Source organism: Psychrobacter sp. FME6, assembly GCF_014861365.1.
Taxonomy (GTDB): domain Bacteria; phylum Pseudomonadota; class Gammaproteobacteria; order Pseudomonadales; family Moraxellaceae; genus Psychrobacter.
On the sequence record NZ_RRYW01000015.1, the window covers coordinates 1 to 15,965 of the forward strand.

13 protein-coding genes are annotated in these 15,965 nt (G+C 43.3%); 10 read left to right on the plus strand and 3 right to left on the minus strand.

Annotated elements, in window-relative coordinates:
- Nucleotides 1–83 precede the first annotated feature (83 nt).
- Complete coding sequence (locus tag EI162_RS03640; protein ID WP_192523075.1) at nt 84–425, plus strand: 4a-hydroxytetrahydrobiopterin dehydratase; 342 nt, start codon at nt 84–86, stop codon at nt 423–425.
- Between the two features lie 92 nt (nt 426–517).
- A complete protein-coding gene (gene nhaC / locus EI162_RS03645; RefSeq protein ID WP_192523076.1) occupies nt 518–1,942 on the plus strand; it encodes a Na+/H+ antiporter NhaC in 1,425 nt (474 codons plus the stop codon).
- A gap of 119 nt (nt 1,943–2,061) precedes the next feature.
- Here the strand turns inward: nhaC and EI162_RS03650 are convergent, their stop codons facing one another.
- Nucleotides 2,062–2,379, minus strand: coding sequence for a DUF3817 domain-containing protein (locus EI162_RS03650; RefSeq protein ID WP_225736902.1), 318 nt, complete (start codon nt 2,377–2,379; stop codon nt 2,062–2,064).
- 254 nt (nt 2,380–2,633) lie between these two features.
- Here EI162_RS03650 and EI162_RS03655 point away from each other — a divergent pair, with 254 nt between their 5' ends.
- The 3 genes from EI162_RS03655 to EI162_RS03665 all read left to right on the plus strand — a co-directional run bounded on the left by EI162_RS03655 (nt 2,634) and on the right by EI162_RS03665 (nt 4,716).
- On the plus strand, nt 2,634–3,299 hold the full coding sequence (locus EI162_RS03655) for a glutathione S-transferase (RefSeq protein ID WP_192523078.1): 666 nt from the start codon (nt 2,634–2,636) through the stop codon (nt 3,297–3,299).
- A 105-nt stretch (nt 3,300–3,404) separates the two neighbouring features.
- Nucleotides 3,405–3,830: a hypothetical protein gene (locus EI162_RS03660; protein ID WP_192523079.1), complete on the plus strand. Its 426-nt coding sequence runs from the start codon at nt 3,405–3,407 to the stop codon at nt 3,828–3,830.
- A 454-nt stretch (nt 3,831–4,284) separates the two neighbouring features.
- Nucleotides 4,285–4,716, plus strand: a complete 432-nt coding sequence (locus EI162_RS03665; RefSeq protein ID WP_192523080.1) for a PACE efflux transporter — start codon at nt 4,285–4,287, stop codon at nt 4,714–4,716.
- A gap of 306 nt (nt 4,717–5,022) precedes the next feature.
- Here the strand turns inward: EI162_RS03665 and cadR are convergent, their stop codons facing one another.
- Nucleotides 5,023–5,433 (minus strand): Cd(II)/Pb(II)-responsive transcriptional regulator, encoded by a 411-nt coding sequence (cadR, locus tag EI162_RS03670; RefSeq protein ID WP_225735223.1) that lies wholly within the window; start codon nt 5,431–5,433, stop codon nt 5,023–5,025.
- A gap of 270 nt (nt 5,434–5,703) precedes the next feature.
- Between cadR and EI162_RS03675 the strand changes: the two genes are divergently transcribed.
- Nucleotides 5,704–8,124, plus strand: a complete 2,421-nt coding sequence (locus EI162_RS03675) for a copper-transporting P-type ATPase (RefSeq protein ID WP_192523081.1) — start codon at nt 5,704–5,706, stop codon at nt 8,122–8,124.
- A 416-nt stretch (nt 8,125–8,540) separates the two neighbouring features.
- On the opposite strand, the gene EI162_RS03680 is transcribed toward EI162_RS03675, so the two are convergent.
- Nucleotides 8,541–9,281, minus strand: coding sequence for a TetR/AcrR family transcriptional regulator (locus EI162_RS03680; RefSeq protein ID WP_192523082.1), 741 nt, complete (start codon nt 9,279–9,281; stop codon nt 8,541–8,543).
- Between the two features lie 260 nt (nt 9,282–9,541).
- Here EI162_RS03680 and EI162_RS03685 point away from each other — a divergent pair, with 260 nt between their 5' ends.
- The 4 genes from EI162_RS03685 to EI162_RS03700 all read left to right on the plus strand — a co-directional run bounded on the left by EI162_RS03685 (nt 9,542) and on the right by EI162_RS03700 (nt 15,937).
- A complete protein-coding gene (locus tag EI162_RS03685) occupies nt 9,542–10,750 on the plus strand; it encodes an acetyl-CoA C-acetyltransferase (RefSeq protein ID WP_192523083.1) in 1,209 nt (402 codons plus the stop codon).
- Nucleotides 10,751–10,826: 76 nt separating this feature from the next.
- Nucleotides 10,827–12,998 (plus strand): 3-hydroxyacyl-CoA dehydrogenase NAD-binding domain-containing protein, encoded by a 2,172-nt coding sequence (locus EI162_RS03690; RefSeq protein ID WP_192523084.1) that lies wholly within the window; start codon nt 10,827–10,829, stop codon nt 12,996–12,998.
- A complete protein-coding gene (locus EI162_RS03695; protein WP_192523085.1) occupies nt 12,991–14,091 on the plus strand; it encodes a CaiB/BaiF CoA transferase family protein in 1,101 nt (366 codons plus the stop codon). Before EI162_RS03690 ends, EI162_RS03695 begins: the two co-directional genes overlap by 8 nt.
- 157 nt (nt 14,092–14,248) lie before the next feature.
- Nucleotides 14,249–15,937 (plus strand): AMP-binding protein, encoded by a 1,689-nt coding sequence (locus EI162_RS03700; protein WP_192523086.1) that lies wholly within the window; start codon nt 14,249–14,251, stop codon nt 15,935–15,937.
- The last annotated feature ends 28 nt before the right edge of the window (nt 15,938–15,965 follow it).

The window sequence follows — 15,965 nt, forward strand, 5'->3', positions numbered from 1 at the left end:
TTCTCGCTTGTGTCTTTATCTGGCTGCCGCTGATTTGAATTCTATACAGCCCCTAAAATTAATAGTTAAAAAAGGACATCATAATGACCACATTATCACAAGCCAGCTGTGAAGCCTGCCGTATTGGCGCTCCGACCGTCGATGAGAGTGAAGCACGCGAGCTATTAAAACAAATTCCTGATTGGTCGCTTATCGAAGTCGATGGCATCAATCAATTACAACGTCGGTATAAATTTAAAAACTTCGTTAAAGCGATGGCATTTGCCAATGAACTTGCCGAAATTGCCGAAGCAGAAGGGCATCATCCTGGGATGTTGGTTGAGTGGGGAAAGGTTACCGTCACTTGGTGGTCACATAGCATCAAAGGTCTGCATCGTAATGACTTTGTCATGGCAGCTAAAACTGATAGCCTAATGGGTAAATAATGAGAGTAGCAATCATTATCGTAACTCATTAAACTGTCCACCCTCAACGCCAACCCTAACGCCAGAATTTACTGGTACGCCAAGGATGTGTTATGCCGCCACATGTACTTACCGAGCTATCTCCTAAGATAGCTTTTATCATTGCTAGCGTTGTCATCGCGATTATGGGTGTCACCATGATCGGCTTTGGCTGGGTTCCGCACCTATCGTTAATGCTTGCTATTGCCGTTTTGCTGGCCCTAGGTATGTTTAAGGGTTTAAGCTTTGAGAAGATGCAAGAGCAGATGTCTTCAGGCGTCGTTAGCGGTATTGGTGCCATTTATTTATTATTTTTTATTGGATTGCTAGTTGCTGCTCTCATGATGTCGGGCGCTATTCCCACCATTATGTACTATGGTTTTGACCTCATCTCACCGCAGTATTATTATATTTCCGCCTTTGTATTGACCTCTATTATCGGTATTGCTTTGGGCAGTAGTTTGACCACGGCAGCGACGATAGGCGTGGCCTTTATTGGGATGAGCAATGCCTTTGATGCCAATGTCGCTATCGCTGCAGGTGCCATCGTCTCGGGTGCGTTCTTTGCAGATAAAATGTCTCCTTTATCAGACACTTGTACGCTGGCTTCTTCTGTCGTGGGCATTGATTTGTTTGAGCATATTCGTAATATGATGTATACCACGGTACCGGCGTGGCTCATTACAGCAGGATTGTTTTGGTTCTTTTCGGGGCAGACAGGTAGCGGCAATTTAGATCAAATTACTATGTTGCAATCACAATTGGTTGATAGCGGCTTAGTCCATGGTTATTCAGTACTACCATTTATCGTGCTAATCGTCTTAGCGGTTTGTCGAGTGAATGCCATCTACACTATCATTTACACCATTGCTAGCGCGTTACTCATTACCTATTTGCACAGTACGCCCAGTATTGGGCAGCTGGGTAATTACATGTTTGGTGGTTATACACCTGCTGACAACTTGGAGCTGGGCGAAGTAGGCGGCATGATCTCACGCGGTGGTATGCAGAGCATGTTCTTTACGCAGACCATTGTGATATTGGCATTAAGCTTAGGTGGCTTGCTACGCGCATTGGGTATCTTGCCAGCGTTATTGTTAGGTATCAGAGATATGCTAACCAGTTCAGGTCGCGCGATTTTTGCCGCCGCTATGGCAGCATTGAGTATCAACGTGCTTATAGGTGAGCAGTATTTGAGTATTCTATTATCAGGGACGGCTTTTCGCCAGACGTTTGAGCGCTTGAACTTACATCCCAAAAACTTATCGCGCACTATTGAGGATGCGGGTACGGTTATCAATCCACTCGTGCCATGGAGTGTGTGTGGTGTGTTCATCAGCCAAGCGTTAGAAGTACCTGTACTTGATTATCTGCCTTATGCATTCTTCTGTTATTTATCGCTATTACTAACGATATTGTTTGGCTTCACAGGAATAACCATCACTCGCAAGGATGGCACTAACGTTCGTAAGCACCAAAAAGCACAAGCTGTCAATTAACAAGCTAAATAGAAAAATAGCATTCATCACGAAGTATAAAACAACCCCCGTAAGTGAATAACTTATGGGGGTTGTTTAGTATGAAAAATAGAGGTTTTTAAACTGTTTACTGCACTTTTTTATGTAAGCTCTTTTTTATGTAAGCTCTTTTTTAAAAAGTGATCAAAAATAAACGGCCCAAATGGTAAAAACGAGCCGAGTACACCCGCAGGCATCGCCCAAATTGGGGTTTTAACCTTGTTGACGACGATCATGAGTATTAGGATATAGGCGATGAATAAGCCACCGTGAGCCATACCGAGGTATTTCACCGCTTCGGGGATACCCATCATATACTTTAGCGGCATGGCAACGCCTAGCAATAATAAAAAAGAAGTGCCTTCTAGGTAACCTATGATGGTTAGATTTTTCAATGCAGATTTTTGATTTTTTCTCATGCCAGATGCGGGTTCGGTAGTTGTCTGAGCCTTCGACACATGGTGTTCCTTTTGATATGATCGTTTAGATTGAGGGCATGCCTTGATACCGCTATGATACTGGCTTTGCTCGATGCTTTGAAGCATTAGTTTTTGCCAACCTTTAATAGAGATCAGTAGAAAACCAAACAACCACTAGGACGAATCTGATAAAAAGTATCCTAGAGTCTGTGACTATGAGCCTATTGATCTCGCTTTGACTGCGAAAAATATCTATGACTGTTTCACTTCCTTACTTATATTCTTTTCGTCGCTGTCCCTATGCCATGCGCGCGCGGCTTGGTCTTTTGTTTGCTGGATTGCAAGTAGAGCTGCGAGAGATAGTCCTTAAAAACAAACCAGCCCAAATGCTGGCCATTAGTCCGAAAGGCACCGTACCTGTATTACAGCGTATTGATGGGACTGTGATTGAAGAGAGTCGAGAGATAATGCTGTGGGCGCTTGAACAGCAAGATCCGCAAGGGCTGTTAGACTCAGAGACTTTACCTCAGGCAAACGCTTTAATCGAGAAAAACGACAACGAGTTTAAATATTGGCTGGATCGTTATAAATATGCCGACCGCCATCTTGAAATGACCCAGACAGAATATCGACAACAGGGTGAAGAGTTTTTACAGGTTTTAGAAGCGTTGCTCACTAAAAATGCTTATCTACTGGGAGACAGTGTAAGCATTGCCGATATTGGCATTATGCCTTTTGTTCGCCAATTTGCCCATGTGGATCGTGAGGTATTTTACAGTTTACCATATCCAAAACTACAATCATGGCTACAAAATTGGCTTGAGCATCCCATCTTTTTGCAGGCTATGACTAAGTTTCAGCCATGGCAAGAAGAAGATGACGTGGTGGTTTTTCCTGCGTCTTTTATACCGTTATGTTAAAAGGGCTAAATGGCTATTGTGTACACTTGTACTCTTAGGTTAAGATGCACGCATAATATGTGGCCAATTAAATATGCGTGAGTCATCTACAAGGGAATGCTGAAAATGTCAGAAAGTGCAATTAAAAATAGCGAATTGGAACAGTTGGGTATCGTTTTAGAAGAGCAGGTTTTAGAGATTGGTGTTCAAAATGAGTATGCGGACAAGATAGCTGCTGAATATGTAGAGAAGCTCGCAAGCGCAAAAGGGGATAAAAATAGCGTCTTATATAAATCCTCTAAAGTGAAGGAACGTTATAAACAGTCAGACTTGCATCAGTCTATCAACCGTATTATTAATAAAATTGAGCCTTTGCGAGTCGCCATTATACGTGAGCACTTAGCATTGAAGCAGGCAGTCGCTGAAGGCAATAAGCAGGCAGCAGATGAGAGTATTAAGGCTATCGCTAAAAATAAAATGGAAAAAGGTAAGCTTGAGAAAAACCTTAACGCACTTATGAGTAGTGCAAATAAGCTTAAGCTTGCTAGCTAATAAGACAGCCAACCAGCCAAAACCTTCTACGTTATTTCTGTATAGCATAGAAGGTTTTTATATTTGAGAAACCCCATAACTAAATCACAAGTGATGCATATACCCCTTTTAGCTATCTATATACCACCATGTAAGGATATCAATAGTCATAGTAGCAACGTAACTTAAGTGATCATTTTCTGTTATGAATTCTTTAGCCATAAGCTGAATGGTTTTGTTATAACGCCATTGCATACATTGTGTAGGACACTGCACCTTTAATGTCTTTATACCTATTTTAGTAATGACAGTTTTTAGTAATGACAATAGGGATCATCGGGATAGCGAACACTAATATTTGAATGTTCAACAGACCCTGATAACAGCGTCTCTATTAAATATCCTCTTAATAACCAATTTGATAACCAAAGAGAGTGTTTTAGGGTGTGGTTTTTTACAATTATTAGGAAGTATCATGCGCACTATGAAGGATCGGATTCGCCATACTTTAGCCTTTCAAATAATAGGTTTATTAACTTTTGCCCCTTTAGCAAGTTGGGTGTTTGGATTTGAGATGCAATTGATGGGCACTATCGCCGTGGTAGGCTCTGTCACTGCGACCATTTGGAACTATATTTATAATTTGTTGTTTGATCATGGCTTATTGAAACTACGTGGAGACAGCCATAAAACAATCTCGCTACGAGTATTACATGCGTTGTTGTTCGAAGCAGGACTGCTATGCTTACTGTTACCATTTATTGCTTGGTACTTGCATATGAGCCTTTGGGAAGCTTTTAAAATGGACATTACTATGGCTACTTTTTATCTGGTATATGCTTTTATCTATAACTTGATTTATGACAAAATTTATCCTATACCGCCAGCAGTTAAATCTTTGGCTTAAAAAAACCACTTGTTATAGGCAATTCTAAATAAAATCGATACGATTGTCAGAAAGCTCAGAAGTAAATAGTCACGTGCTATTATAAACTTTTCTTGCTTGCTGCTCGCAAGCGTGACAGAGGCTGCAAAAAATTTACTTCAGCAGCACTGTATCGTTTTTAAAGTGAATCAACTAGACCTCTTCCTTTTCAGTGACGTTAAGTTCCTGATTTGGGCGCTTATTCCCTTCTAAAATAGCCATCCTCTCAAATATCCCCACTATTTTTTGAATCTGTTGAACATTCAAGTATTGGGACCGCTGATATAACTACTTATGACAAGAGTTATCGGCAAGGCTGTTTAATATTCCACATGACTCGGCTGAGGCCTCGTTTATACATTTCTGCCGTAAAGCTATTAAATGTTGCTTTAACTGTGTCAACTCCTTCATCCGTATTTCCACAGCGTGAATATGCTCATCCAACAAGTTATTGACATCACCACACTCTCTGTCAGGCTCATCCCAATACTGTAGTAAGGTTCGAACTTCATCCAACGTCATGTCCAATGTACGGCAGTGTAGGATGAATTGTAGTCGTGCCATATGCGTTTCGCTATATAAACGATAATTGCCTGCGCTGCGTGAAGGCGCTGGTAACAACTGCTCTTTTTCATAATAGCGAATGGTTTCTACTGTGGCGCCTGTGCGTTTAGCAAGCTCACCAATTTTGATTGGCATAACAATCTCTAGAATCTAAAACATTAGAGTAACTATAATGTTTGATATCGGATAAATCAAATTTATAGGCTTGAATATAAAGGACATTGAACAGATATTGCATTCTAAAGTAAATTCACTATATCGATAAAAATCGACCATCACATTAATATATTTGATGTGCTATTCTTTTATATCCATTATGGTGATGACCGATGTCAGGATGCTTGTTAGAACAGCACCAAAACTTTTAGTCATTGTTATGGCTTATTGTCTTCAAGGAGTAATTCTATGAAACCTATTGACAATGAAAAACCTATCGAAGGCGGCAAGTACGATAAAGTACCTGAGCATTACAACGGTACAGTCTTTATTTGCCCCATGCATCCTGAAGTCAGAGATATCGAAGCGAGTGATTGTCCAATATGTGGGATGTTTCTTAAACCTGAAGATGAGGTTGCTGACTCAAGCGATAATGAAGACAAACAAGCACAATGTCATAGCACTGATTCAACCAATACCAATAATACTGATGTAAAATCCGTCAAAGGTGGCAAATACGACAAAGTGCCAGATGATTATGAGGGCACAGTCTACACCTGTCCCATGCATCCTGAGGTCAGAGATGTCGAGAATAGTGGCTGTCCAATATGCGGTATGGCGTTAGAGCCCGAAACGCTCACTGTCGGTGAAGAAGATACCTCAGAGCTTGACGATATGACCCGTCGTTTTTGGATCTGTACCGTACTCACTATCCCGCTTTTCTTGTACGCCATGAGCGATATGGTCGGGATAAATTTAGATAGCATTGGTCAATTTGCTATCTCTTCACAAGTCGCGCAGTGGATACAATTAGCCTTAGCAACCCCCGTTGTCGTTTGGGGTGCAGCGCCGTTCTTTGTTCGCGGTTGGCAATCGATAAAAAGCCGCAATCTAAATATGTTTACCTTAATCTCTCTGGGCGTAGGTGCCGCGTTCGGTTTCAGTCTAGTGGCCACTTTCTTCCCAGCTATCTTTCCAGACAGCTTTAGAGACTCGGCGGGTCAAGTCGGTGTTTATTACGAAGCGGCCGCTGTTATTACTACCTTAGTCCTATTGGGCCAAGTTTTAGAATTAAAGGCCAGAAGTCAAACCTCAGGCGCGATTCGAGCGTTACTTGAGCTAGCCCCACCGACAGCAAGACGAGTGGATGAAAGTGGCGCTGAGGTAGAGGTTTCTTTAGAAGAAGTCGTCAGTGGCGATAAGCTGCGCGTCAAACCAGGTGAAAAACTACCCGTAGATGGTACGGTCATTGAGGGCAATAGTAATGTTGATGAGTCGATGGTCACTGGTGAGCCGCTTGCTGTCGCTAAAGTGACAGGCGATTCCGTTACTGGAGGCACCGTCAATGGTACTGGCACTTTATTAATCGAAGCGGTCAATGTCGGTGACGATACGGTGTTATCCAAAATCGTGCAAATGGTTGCCGAAGCTCAGCGTAGTCGTGCGCCAATACAAAAAATAGTCGATCAAGTAGCAGGTTGGTTCGTGCCGATTGTACTTATCTGTTCAGTCATCACTTTTATCGTTTGGGCTATGTTTGGGCCTGCACCTGCAATGGCATTCGCGATAGTTAACGCTATTGCAGTACTTATTATTGCTTGCCCTTGTGCGCTCGGATTGGCAACGCCGATGTCTATTATGGTTGGTACCGGTAAAGGCGCACAAAATGGCGTCCTTATCAAAAATGCTGAAGCGCTTGAGAGTATGGAAAAAGTCGATACCATCGTCGTCGATAAAACCGGCACATTGACTGCTGGTAAACCTGAATTAACGGCGATCGATGCACTGGCAGGTCAAGATGAAGATGAGTTTTTAGCTTTAGTAGCCGCTGTAGAAAGCGCTAGCGAGCATCCTTTAGCAGAAGCTATCGTTCGAGCCGCTGAGGACAAAGCGCTTAGTATTCCCAAAGCTACTGATTTTAATTCAACGACGGGCGAGGGCGTACAAGCTACAGTTAATGGCAAGCAAATCGCTATCGGTAACTCAAAGTTGATGCAAAGCCTAAATAGTTTTGATAGTGAATTATCCAGTAAAGCCGACGTGCGTCGAAAAGACGGCGAAACAGTCATGTTCGTCGCAATAGACGGCAAAGCGGCGGGGATAATATCAGTCGCTGATCCCATCAAGCCCAGTACTGCTGACGCTATAAAACTGCTACATGATGCAGGTTTAAAAGTAGTTATGCTAACCGGTGATAATGAGAAAACCGCACAAGCAGTCGCTAATAAATTAGGCATTGACGAAGTACACGCTGACGTCTCACCAGAGGACAAAAACCGTATTGTCAAAGAGATGCAAGATAGCGGTAAGTTGGTGGCTATGGCAGGAGACGGTATCAATGACGCTCCCGCACTAGCACAGGCTAACGTTGGTATCGCTATGGGTACGGGTACCGATGTGGCGATGGAAAGCGCCAGTATTACTTTGGTCAAGGGCGATCTAATGGGCATTGCCAAAGCCTATAAACTTAGCCACGCTACCATGCGTAATATCAGACAAAACTTGTTCTTTGCCTTTATCTATAACGCTATTGGCATACCGATTGCTGCGGGCGTACTGTATCCCACTTTCGGGTTATTACTGAGTCCGATGATAGCCGCAGCTGCGATGAGCTTATCGTCAGTATCGGTGATTGGTAATGCGCTTAGATTGCGTCGGTTAGAGTTATGATGTAATACCATTCACAAAAATTAGAGTAGCAAGGAAAATGTGTGCAAGTGCTACGCACTGTAGCCTAAACGAGTTTGACACGGCTAATCGTTTTTTTGGGTTTGGTGTAAGGCGCACTAAGGCAGTGTGCTTGGTTTATCTCATCAGTACTCGGCTCTCGTAATATAACTATCGGAACTGTCTGTTCTGCTGTCCAACGAATAAGTCCCATATTTGAAAACTGCTCAAGCCATCCCTCCATCGGCCAATGCTGCTATTTCTCATAAAAGCGGTTGGCAGAGGACTTATGGATATTAAAATCCATACCAATTAAATACTTAGGATTCAGTTGTATACTTTGAAATTTGAAGCTACTTTAACAAGAGGTTCACTAAGCTTTTATTATGAGCAATGCCCTCAGTAACTTGTGTACTATTTTAAGATACGGATCCTTCAGGCTTAGACATCGAGCGCCACAACATATCAAATAGAGCATCAAAATTTGCATTTAGCGGCGTATCTGCTTGACGAATATTCTGCATAATGCCAAGTCGACTGACGAATCCCATAAACACATCAAATAAAATATGCAGTGGTACTGTATCAACGAGTACCCCTCGCTTTTGGCCATCTTCTAATACACTCAAAAACGCGTTAATAAGCTCTTTATTCTTATAAATAGCAATGTTATGAAAACGCGCTATCGATACTTTAGATAGCACCATCACAGCGTCAGGCTGAGTATCTACAAAATCAAGACATACCCACAATGTCTTGCGTAAGCGATCCTCCACACTGTCAATACCTTGTAGGTGATCCATCATTCTCGCCGCCAACCTTCCCAGCACCAAGTCCATAATAGTGTAGAGCACCGTTTGTTTATCACCAAAATACTTATAGAGCGTTTGCAGCGACACGTTTGCCGCATTTGCAATCTGTATCATAGTGATATCGCTTGCATCATGACCTGCAAATAACTGGCGCACCGCTTTTTCTATTTTGTCTAAAGTAGCGGGTCGCATGTCGGATAAAGGAGCCAAGGATGAGGGTTTACTCTGAGCCTCTTTTTTGGAGGTTGTATTATTGGTTTTACTACTAGTCTTAGCATGAGTCTTGCTAACTCTGTGATTAGAGCCATCATCATTACTAAGTTGTGTTTTCGAGCGAGTGGTTTTCATAGCTTATGGTTCCTTTATAGTATTGGCTTTTAGATGGTTTTAGCGTTTACAGTAAATTGATAAAGACAATATATATTACCATTATAAAATAATCGATTGCACAAGCTGTATATATTTTCTAATATAATAGCTATCTAGATTAGTATTTAATGAGATTATAAGTATTATACTTAAAGGTAATATATATTACCATTTTATTATAAATATAATATAGCTGTTATTTTTTAACTCCATTTATCATCTACAAAAAGGGATTTTTTATGACTGAGACCGCCTACATTTATGAGTCACTTCGCACGCCACGTGGCAAAGGAAAAAAAGATGGCTCGCTTTATCAAGCGACGCCTATCTGGTTAGTTCGTACTTTGTTAAAAGAGATGCAGCAGCGTCATAGCTTAGACACCAGCTTAGTTGATGATGTGGTGCTTGGCTGTGTAACTCCAATTGGCGAACAAGGTTCTGATATTGCTCGCATTGCAGTCATTGATGCAGGCTGGGCACAAAGTGTCGCAGGAGTGACGTTGTCACGTTATTGCGCATCAGGCCTTGAGTCGATCAATCTTGCCGCTGCCAAAGTTATGTCAGGTATGGAGGATATGGTGGTCGCAGGTGGCGTTGAATCGATGAGTCGCGTGCCGATGGGTTCTGATGGTGGGGCGTGGTACATGGATCCACGCGTCAACGAGGCGACACACTTTGTTCCGCAAGGGGTTGGCGCAGATACTATAGCGACGCTGAAAGGCTTTAGTCGTACTGATGTCGACGAATTTGCCACCGAGTCGCACCGCCGTGCCGCTGCGGCGTGGGAACAAGGCTACTATGATAAATCAGTCGTCCCTGTCACTGACATGAATGGCATGCTGTTGTTAGACAAAGATGAAACCATTCGTCCAAACACCGATGTAGCCACTTTAGCTGGGCTTAATCCTTCTTTTGTTATGCCGGGAAAAATGGGTTTTGATAGCGTTATATTAGATAGATACACCACCATTGAACACGTCAACCACGTCCATCACGCGGGTAACTCGTCAGGCATTGTTGATGGCGCTGCGCTCTGTTTAGTCGGTAGCGCTGCTGCTGGCAAAAAGGCCGGTCTAAAACCTCGTGCCAAAATCACCATGGCTTCAGTCATTGGCTCGGAACCTGCCATCATGCTGACGGGTCCAACGCCTGCCTGTCAAAAAGCCCTCGATAAAGCGGGCATGCAAGCCTCGGATATTGACCTTTGGGAGATTAATGAAGCCTTTGCTGCCGTACCACTCAATACTGCCAACGACTTTGGCATCTCACTTGATATTGTCAACGTCAATGGTGGCGCTATCGCGATGGGTCATCCCCTTGGCGCGACAGGCGCGATGCTTATGACGACGGTACTTGACGAATTAGAACGTCGCGACTTGAAAACAGCGATGATCACCTTGTGCGTAGGCGGTGGTATGGGCATTGCGACTATCATTGAGCGCGTCTAGCACTGATAGGTTTTTAATGATTGTCATTAGTTTTTAGTGATTAAAGCGACATACAATAATATAAGAAGGACTTAATATGAGCACAAATAGCGTAGATGCCATCAATGCATTGAACCACTTTTCTGCCGAATCTGATAATGGAATTATCACTGTTATTATCGATCAAGCAGATCGTAAAATGAATGTCATCGGTGATGGTTTTACAGACTCCTTTGCTAAGATGACCGATAGCTTTATCAACGATGCGTCTGCCAAAGGTTTGATTTTAACCTCTGGTAAAGAAACCTTTGTCGTTGGTGCCGATATTGACCAATTGGCTAGTATCCAAACCGCTGAGCAAGCATTTGACTTAGTAGAAGATCTTAAAGGTAGCTTACGTAAACTTGAAATATCAGGAAAACCTGTCGCCGCCGCCATAACTGGAACGGCACTTGGCGGTGGCTTAGAGCTAGCATTGGCTTGTCATTATCGTATAGTGATTGATTCTCCTAAAACCAAGCTGGGTCTACCTGAGGTTAAGTTGGGTCTGTTGCCAGGCGGTGGTGGTACTCAGCGTTTACCGCGCTTGGTTGGTATTCAAGTAGCATTAGAGCTCATGACTCAAGGTAAAGAGCTGCGTCCAGCTGCTGCTAAAGACATGGGTCTGATTGATGCCGTGGCCACTGATCAAGCAGATATGCTAAAGCAGGCCAAAGACTGGATCAAAGCCAATCCTACTGCGCAGCAACCGTGGGATAAAAAAGGCTTTAAGATTCCAGGTGGTGATAGCAAAAACCCTAAAATAGTACCGATATTTTCTATTGCTCCTGCGATGGCCAATCAAAAATCACATGGCAATTATCCGGCCATCACCCACATTATGTCTTGCGTGTTTGAAGGCTGTTTGGTTGATATCGATACCGGTCTTGAGATTGAGTCACGCTACTTTGTCGCCTGTGTGCTCTCAGCTGAATCCAAAAATATGATTAATACCCTTTGGACACAGCTTAATAGCATCAAAAAAGGCCAATCACGACCTGAGGGTTTTGAGCGCTATAAAACTAAAAAGGTCGGTATTCTTGGTGCTGGCATGATGGGGGCAGGTATCGCTTATGTCTCAGCCAAAGCAGGCATGGAAGTGGTTCTTTTAGATACGGCGATCGAAGGTGCTGAAAAAGGCAAAAATTATTCTACTAAGTTGTTAGATAAGGCTATCAGCCGTGGTCGCTCAAACGAGGACAAAAAACAAGCGTTATTAGATAAAATCAAAACGACAGTTTCTTATGATGATCTAGAAGGCTGTGATTTAATTATCGAAGCGGTCTTCGAAGATGTAGATGTTAAAGCAGAATGTACTCGTAAGTCTGAAGCAGTGATACCAGAAACTGCTGTTTATGCCTCAAATACATCGACGCTACCTATTACTGAACTTGCGAAAGCGAGCACACGTCCAAACCAGTTCATTGGCCTGCATTTCTTCTCGCCAGTCGATAAGATGCCGTTGGTTGAGATTATCGTTGGTGAAGATACGGATGATGCAACCTTAGCCAAAGCCTTTGATTATGTCGGTCAAATTGCTAAGACGCCAATCGTCGTTAACGATAGCCGCGGTTTTTACACCTCTCGTGTATTCGGTACTTATGTCTCAGAAGGTATTGCAATGTTAAGTGAAGGCATACATCCGCGCAGCATCGAAGTGGTCGGTATGAAATCTGGCATGCCGGTGCCGCCACTGGCACTGCAAGATGAAGTATCGCTCAGTCTATCCTTACATGTGATGCAACAAGCTAAGCGGGCACTAGAAGCTGAAGGTAAAACGTTCACGCCACACCCTGCAATGCCAGTGGTTGAAAAAATGGTTAATGAGCTTGGCCGTGAAGGGAAGAAGGTCGCTAAAGGCTTCTATGATTACCCTGAAAATGCTGAAAAACGCTTATGGCCTGAGCTCACTGAGCTATATCCAACTAAAGACGAGCAACCATCGCAGCAAGACTTGGTAGACCGTTTATTATACGTTCAAGCTAATGAGACCGCGAAATGCTTCGAGGAAAATGTCGTACGTACCGTGGCGGATGCCAACATCGGCTCTATCTTTGGCTGGGGTTTTGCACCTAACCAAGGCGGTACGTTGCAGTTCATCAACTCAGTAGGTGTCGACAAATTTGTAGAGCATAGCCGCGAGCTTGCTAGCAAGTATGGTGAGCGTTTTGAACCGGCTCAGATTCTTGTGAAAATGGCCAAGAAGGGCGAGGAGTTTATCGATGGTTAATTTAGCTAGTGCTATGGATGCTATGAGCGATTGTTTGGATGGTTTGCGCGTCGTTGATTTGACGCGCAATCTCCCAGGGCCTTTCGCCACGCGACTACTTGCAGATTTAGGTGCGGATATTATTAAGATTGAACCGCTTAATGGCGATCCAGCCCGCGCCTTTGGCGAGCTGTTTACCGCGTTGAATCATGGTAAAGAGACTCAAAAAGTTGATTTCCGTGATCCTGAGGGTATTGATGTTATCAAAGCGCATTTAAAAAGTGCGGATGTAATGCTTGATAGCTTTCGCCCTGAAGTGCTTGAAGGTATGGGACTGGATGCCAAAACCTTGCATGCTCTCAACCCCAAGCTGGTCATGGTTTCAATCACGGGTTATGGCATAACTGATGGAGTGTCTGATGGCAGTGACGACTCTCAAACCAAGCCGAATATTAAACATAATTGGGCTAACAAAGCTGGTCATGACATCAACTTTATGGCGATGAGCGGCGTGCTTGACCAGCTCAAGACTGCCGCTGGCGAACAGGCCATGCCTAATATCCAGTTTGCAGACTTGGCAGGCGGTAGTGACACGGCAGTGATTGCCCTTTTGGCTGCCGTGTTTTCAGCACAGCGTACTGGCAAAGGTCGTCACGTAGCGGTCAGTATGACGCACAGCTTATATCAGCATATGGTCATGCCTAAAGCGACTGGGAAGCTGGTAAAAAGCTTCACTGGTAAAAATCCAAAGCCGCAACATGATTTTTTAGGAGGCTTACTGCCTTGTTATCGTTTATACAAAACAGCCGACGAGCGTTATATGGCAGTAGGTTCGCTAGAATTGAAGTTTTGGCAAGGTTTATGTGACGTTTTAGAATTGCCTGAGCTCAAGACCAAGCACTGGCAAATGGGTGTCATGCCAAATACCAAAGACAGTCAAAAGGCGGCTAAAGTGGTCGCTGATACCTTTGCCAGCCAGCCGCTTGCTTACTGGCAGCAGATTTTTGAGTCAGCAGATGTTTGCGTTACTCCGGTGTTGACGTTGGAGGAAGCTCGCGTGCATCCTTTATTTGCCCATCAAGATGAACATAGTGCGACACCAGGTTGGCAGTAAAGCATAGTCAGTCCTATATAAATCAGATACGGTGTCAGGCTCGCTTAGTCTACTATTTATAGTACTTTTACTCGCCTTCCTTGTATCCAAATTATATTGAACTGACTATAGCTTATCGAGTTAACCATCAATGATAAAAAACCAAGGAAGGTTTATTATGAAAAAGGTTTGGCTAGAGAATTATCCTAAAGGCGTCGTAGCTGATGTCTCAGCGACCAACCAATCCCTTTTAGAGCTATTTGAGCGCTCTTTTGCAAAATTTTCTCAAGATGAGCTGATCACCAATATGGGCGTGACTCATACCTACGCTCAGGTTGATGAGGCATCAAAAGTGGTTGCCGCTTGGATACAAAGCCTAGGTCTTAAGCAAGGATCGGTGATTGCCATTATGATGCCTAATGTCAATCAGTATCTGCCTATCGTTATTGGTGCACTGCGAGCAGGTATGGTCATTACCTTGGTCAACCCGCTATACACAGCTCGAGAGCTTGAATACCAACTTAATGACTCTGATTGTAAAGCCATATTCATTTTGACGCCTTTTTGCGCAACGCTTGAAAAAATAGTTGGTGGAACTGGTGTAAAAACCGTTGTGTGTAGCGATATCGGCGATATGTTAGGCACTGTCAAAGGTAAAATCGTCGATTTGGCGGCAAAATATGTCAAAAAAGCAGTTCCAGCCCACACGCTTAAATCCAATAGCCAGTATAAAGTCTACGCCTATAAATCCATCTTGAGAAAGGGTAAAGGTATGAGCTATACCCGCCCTCAAGCTGGCGCTAAAGATGTGGCGTTGTTGACCTATACAGGCGGTACGACAGGCAAGGCTAAGGGTATTATTATCAGCCATCACAACATAGAAATTGCAACCACGCAGTATGAGGCTTGGTTTCAACCTATTTATGATGGAGTGACTAGCAAGGAGCAAATAAATACTATCGTTGCTTTGCCTCTATACCATATATTTGCTTTTGTAATCTCTATGGTAGGTGTCAGATTGGGTCAGCACCTGATGCTAATTACCAATCCGCGTGATATCGATGGTTTTATCAAAACACTCAAATCGCGTCCATTCCATCTTTTACCCGCAGTAAACACTTTATTTCAAGCGTTAATGGCGCATCCTCAGTTTAAAACCATTGATGTCTCTGAGCTAAAACTGTCTGTTGCTGGTGGTATGGCAGCGACGCCAGAAACGGCTAAAAAGTGGCTTAAAGCAACGGGTCATCCTATCTTAGAAGGTTGGGGTATGTCAGAGACCATGGGCGTAGGCACCGCCAATCCTTTTACCAATAAGGAGTTTAACGGTAGCATCGGCATGCCATTACCCGGTATAGATATCAGCATTCGTGATGAAGCTGGAAGCGTTCTACAGTTAGGAGATGTAGGAGAGCTCTGTATCAAAGGCGATAATGTCATCTCTAGTTATCACAATATCGACAATGCGGGATTTTTCACCGCTGATGGTTACCTCAAAACAGGTGATATCGGCACTATGGATGATAAAGGCTACGTAAAAATATTCGATCGCAAAAAAGATATGATTATTGTGAGTGGTTTTAATGTTTATCCCAATGAAGTCGAAAATGTCATTGAAGCACATCCCAAGGTGGCTGAATGTTCGGTGGTCGGCGTTGATAGTGAATCACAAGGTCAATCAGTCAAAGCCTACGTGGTAAAGTCGGATTCTAGTGTCACGGAGGAAGAGATTAAAGCGTTTTGTAAAGAAAGCTTGGCAGGCTATAAATGTCCTCGTGACATTGAGTTTATCACCGAGTTGCCCAAGTCAACGGTTGGTAAAATACTGCGTCATGAACTGCGAAAAAAAGCCAATGAGGCGGCTTAAGATATAGTTTTTAGGGTAATTTTAATTA

Excerpts from the sequence above, each read along its gene's own strand:
- EI162_RS03640 (WP_192523075.1), top strand. The coding sequence starts at position 84 with ATGACCACATTATCACAAGCCAGCTGTGAAGCCTGCCGTATTGGCGCT.
- nhaC (WP_192523076.1), top strand. The coding sequence starts at position 518 with ATGCCGCCACATGTACTTACCGAGCTATCTCCTAAGATAGCTTTTATC.
- EI162_RS03650 (WP_225736902.1), bottom strand. The coding sequence starts at position 2,379 with ATGAGAAAAAATCAAAAATCTGCATTGAAAAATCTAACCATCATAGGT.
- EI162_RS03655 (WP_192523078.1), top strand. The coding sequence starts at position 2,634 with ATGACTGTTTCACTTCCTTACTTATATTCTTTTCGTCGCTGTCCCTAT.
- EI162_RS03660 (WP_192523079.1), top strand. The coding sequence starts at position 3,405 with ATGTCAGAAAGTGCAATTAAAAATAGCGAATTGGAACAGTTGGGTATC.
- EI162_RS03665 (WP_192523080.1), top strand. The coding sequence starts at position 4,285 with ATGCGCACTATGAAGGATCGGATTCGCCATACTTTAGCCTTTCAAATA.
- cadR (WP_225735223.1), bottom strand. The coding sequence starts at position 5,433 with ATGCCAATCAAAATTGGTGAGCTTGCTAAACGCACAGGCGCCACAGTA.
- EI162_RS03675 (WP_192523081.1), top strand. The coding sequence starts at position 5,704 with ATGAAACCTATTGACAATGAAAAACCTATCGAAGGCGGCAAGTACGAT.
- EI162_RS03680 (WP_192523082.1), bottom strand. The coding sequence starts at position 9,281 with ATGAAAACCACTCGCTCGAAAACACAACTTAGTAATGATGATGGCTCT.
- EI162_RS03685 (WP_192523083.1), top strand. The coding sequence starts at position 9,542 with ATGACTGAGACCGCCTACATTTATGAGTCACTTCGCACGCCACGTGGC.
- EI162_RS03690 (WP_192523084.1), top strand. The coding sequence starts at position 10,827 with ATGAGCACAAATAGCGTAGATGCCATCAATGCATTGAACCACTTTTCT.
- EI162_RS03695 (WP_192523085.1), top strand. The coding sequence starts at position 12,991 with ATGGTTAATTTAGCTAGTGCTATGGATGCTATGAGCGATTGTTTGGAT.
- EI162_RS03700 (WP_192523086.1), top strand. The coding sequence starts at position 14,249 with ATGAAAAAGGTTTGGCTAGAGAATTATCCTAAAGGCGTCGTAGCTGAT.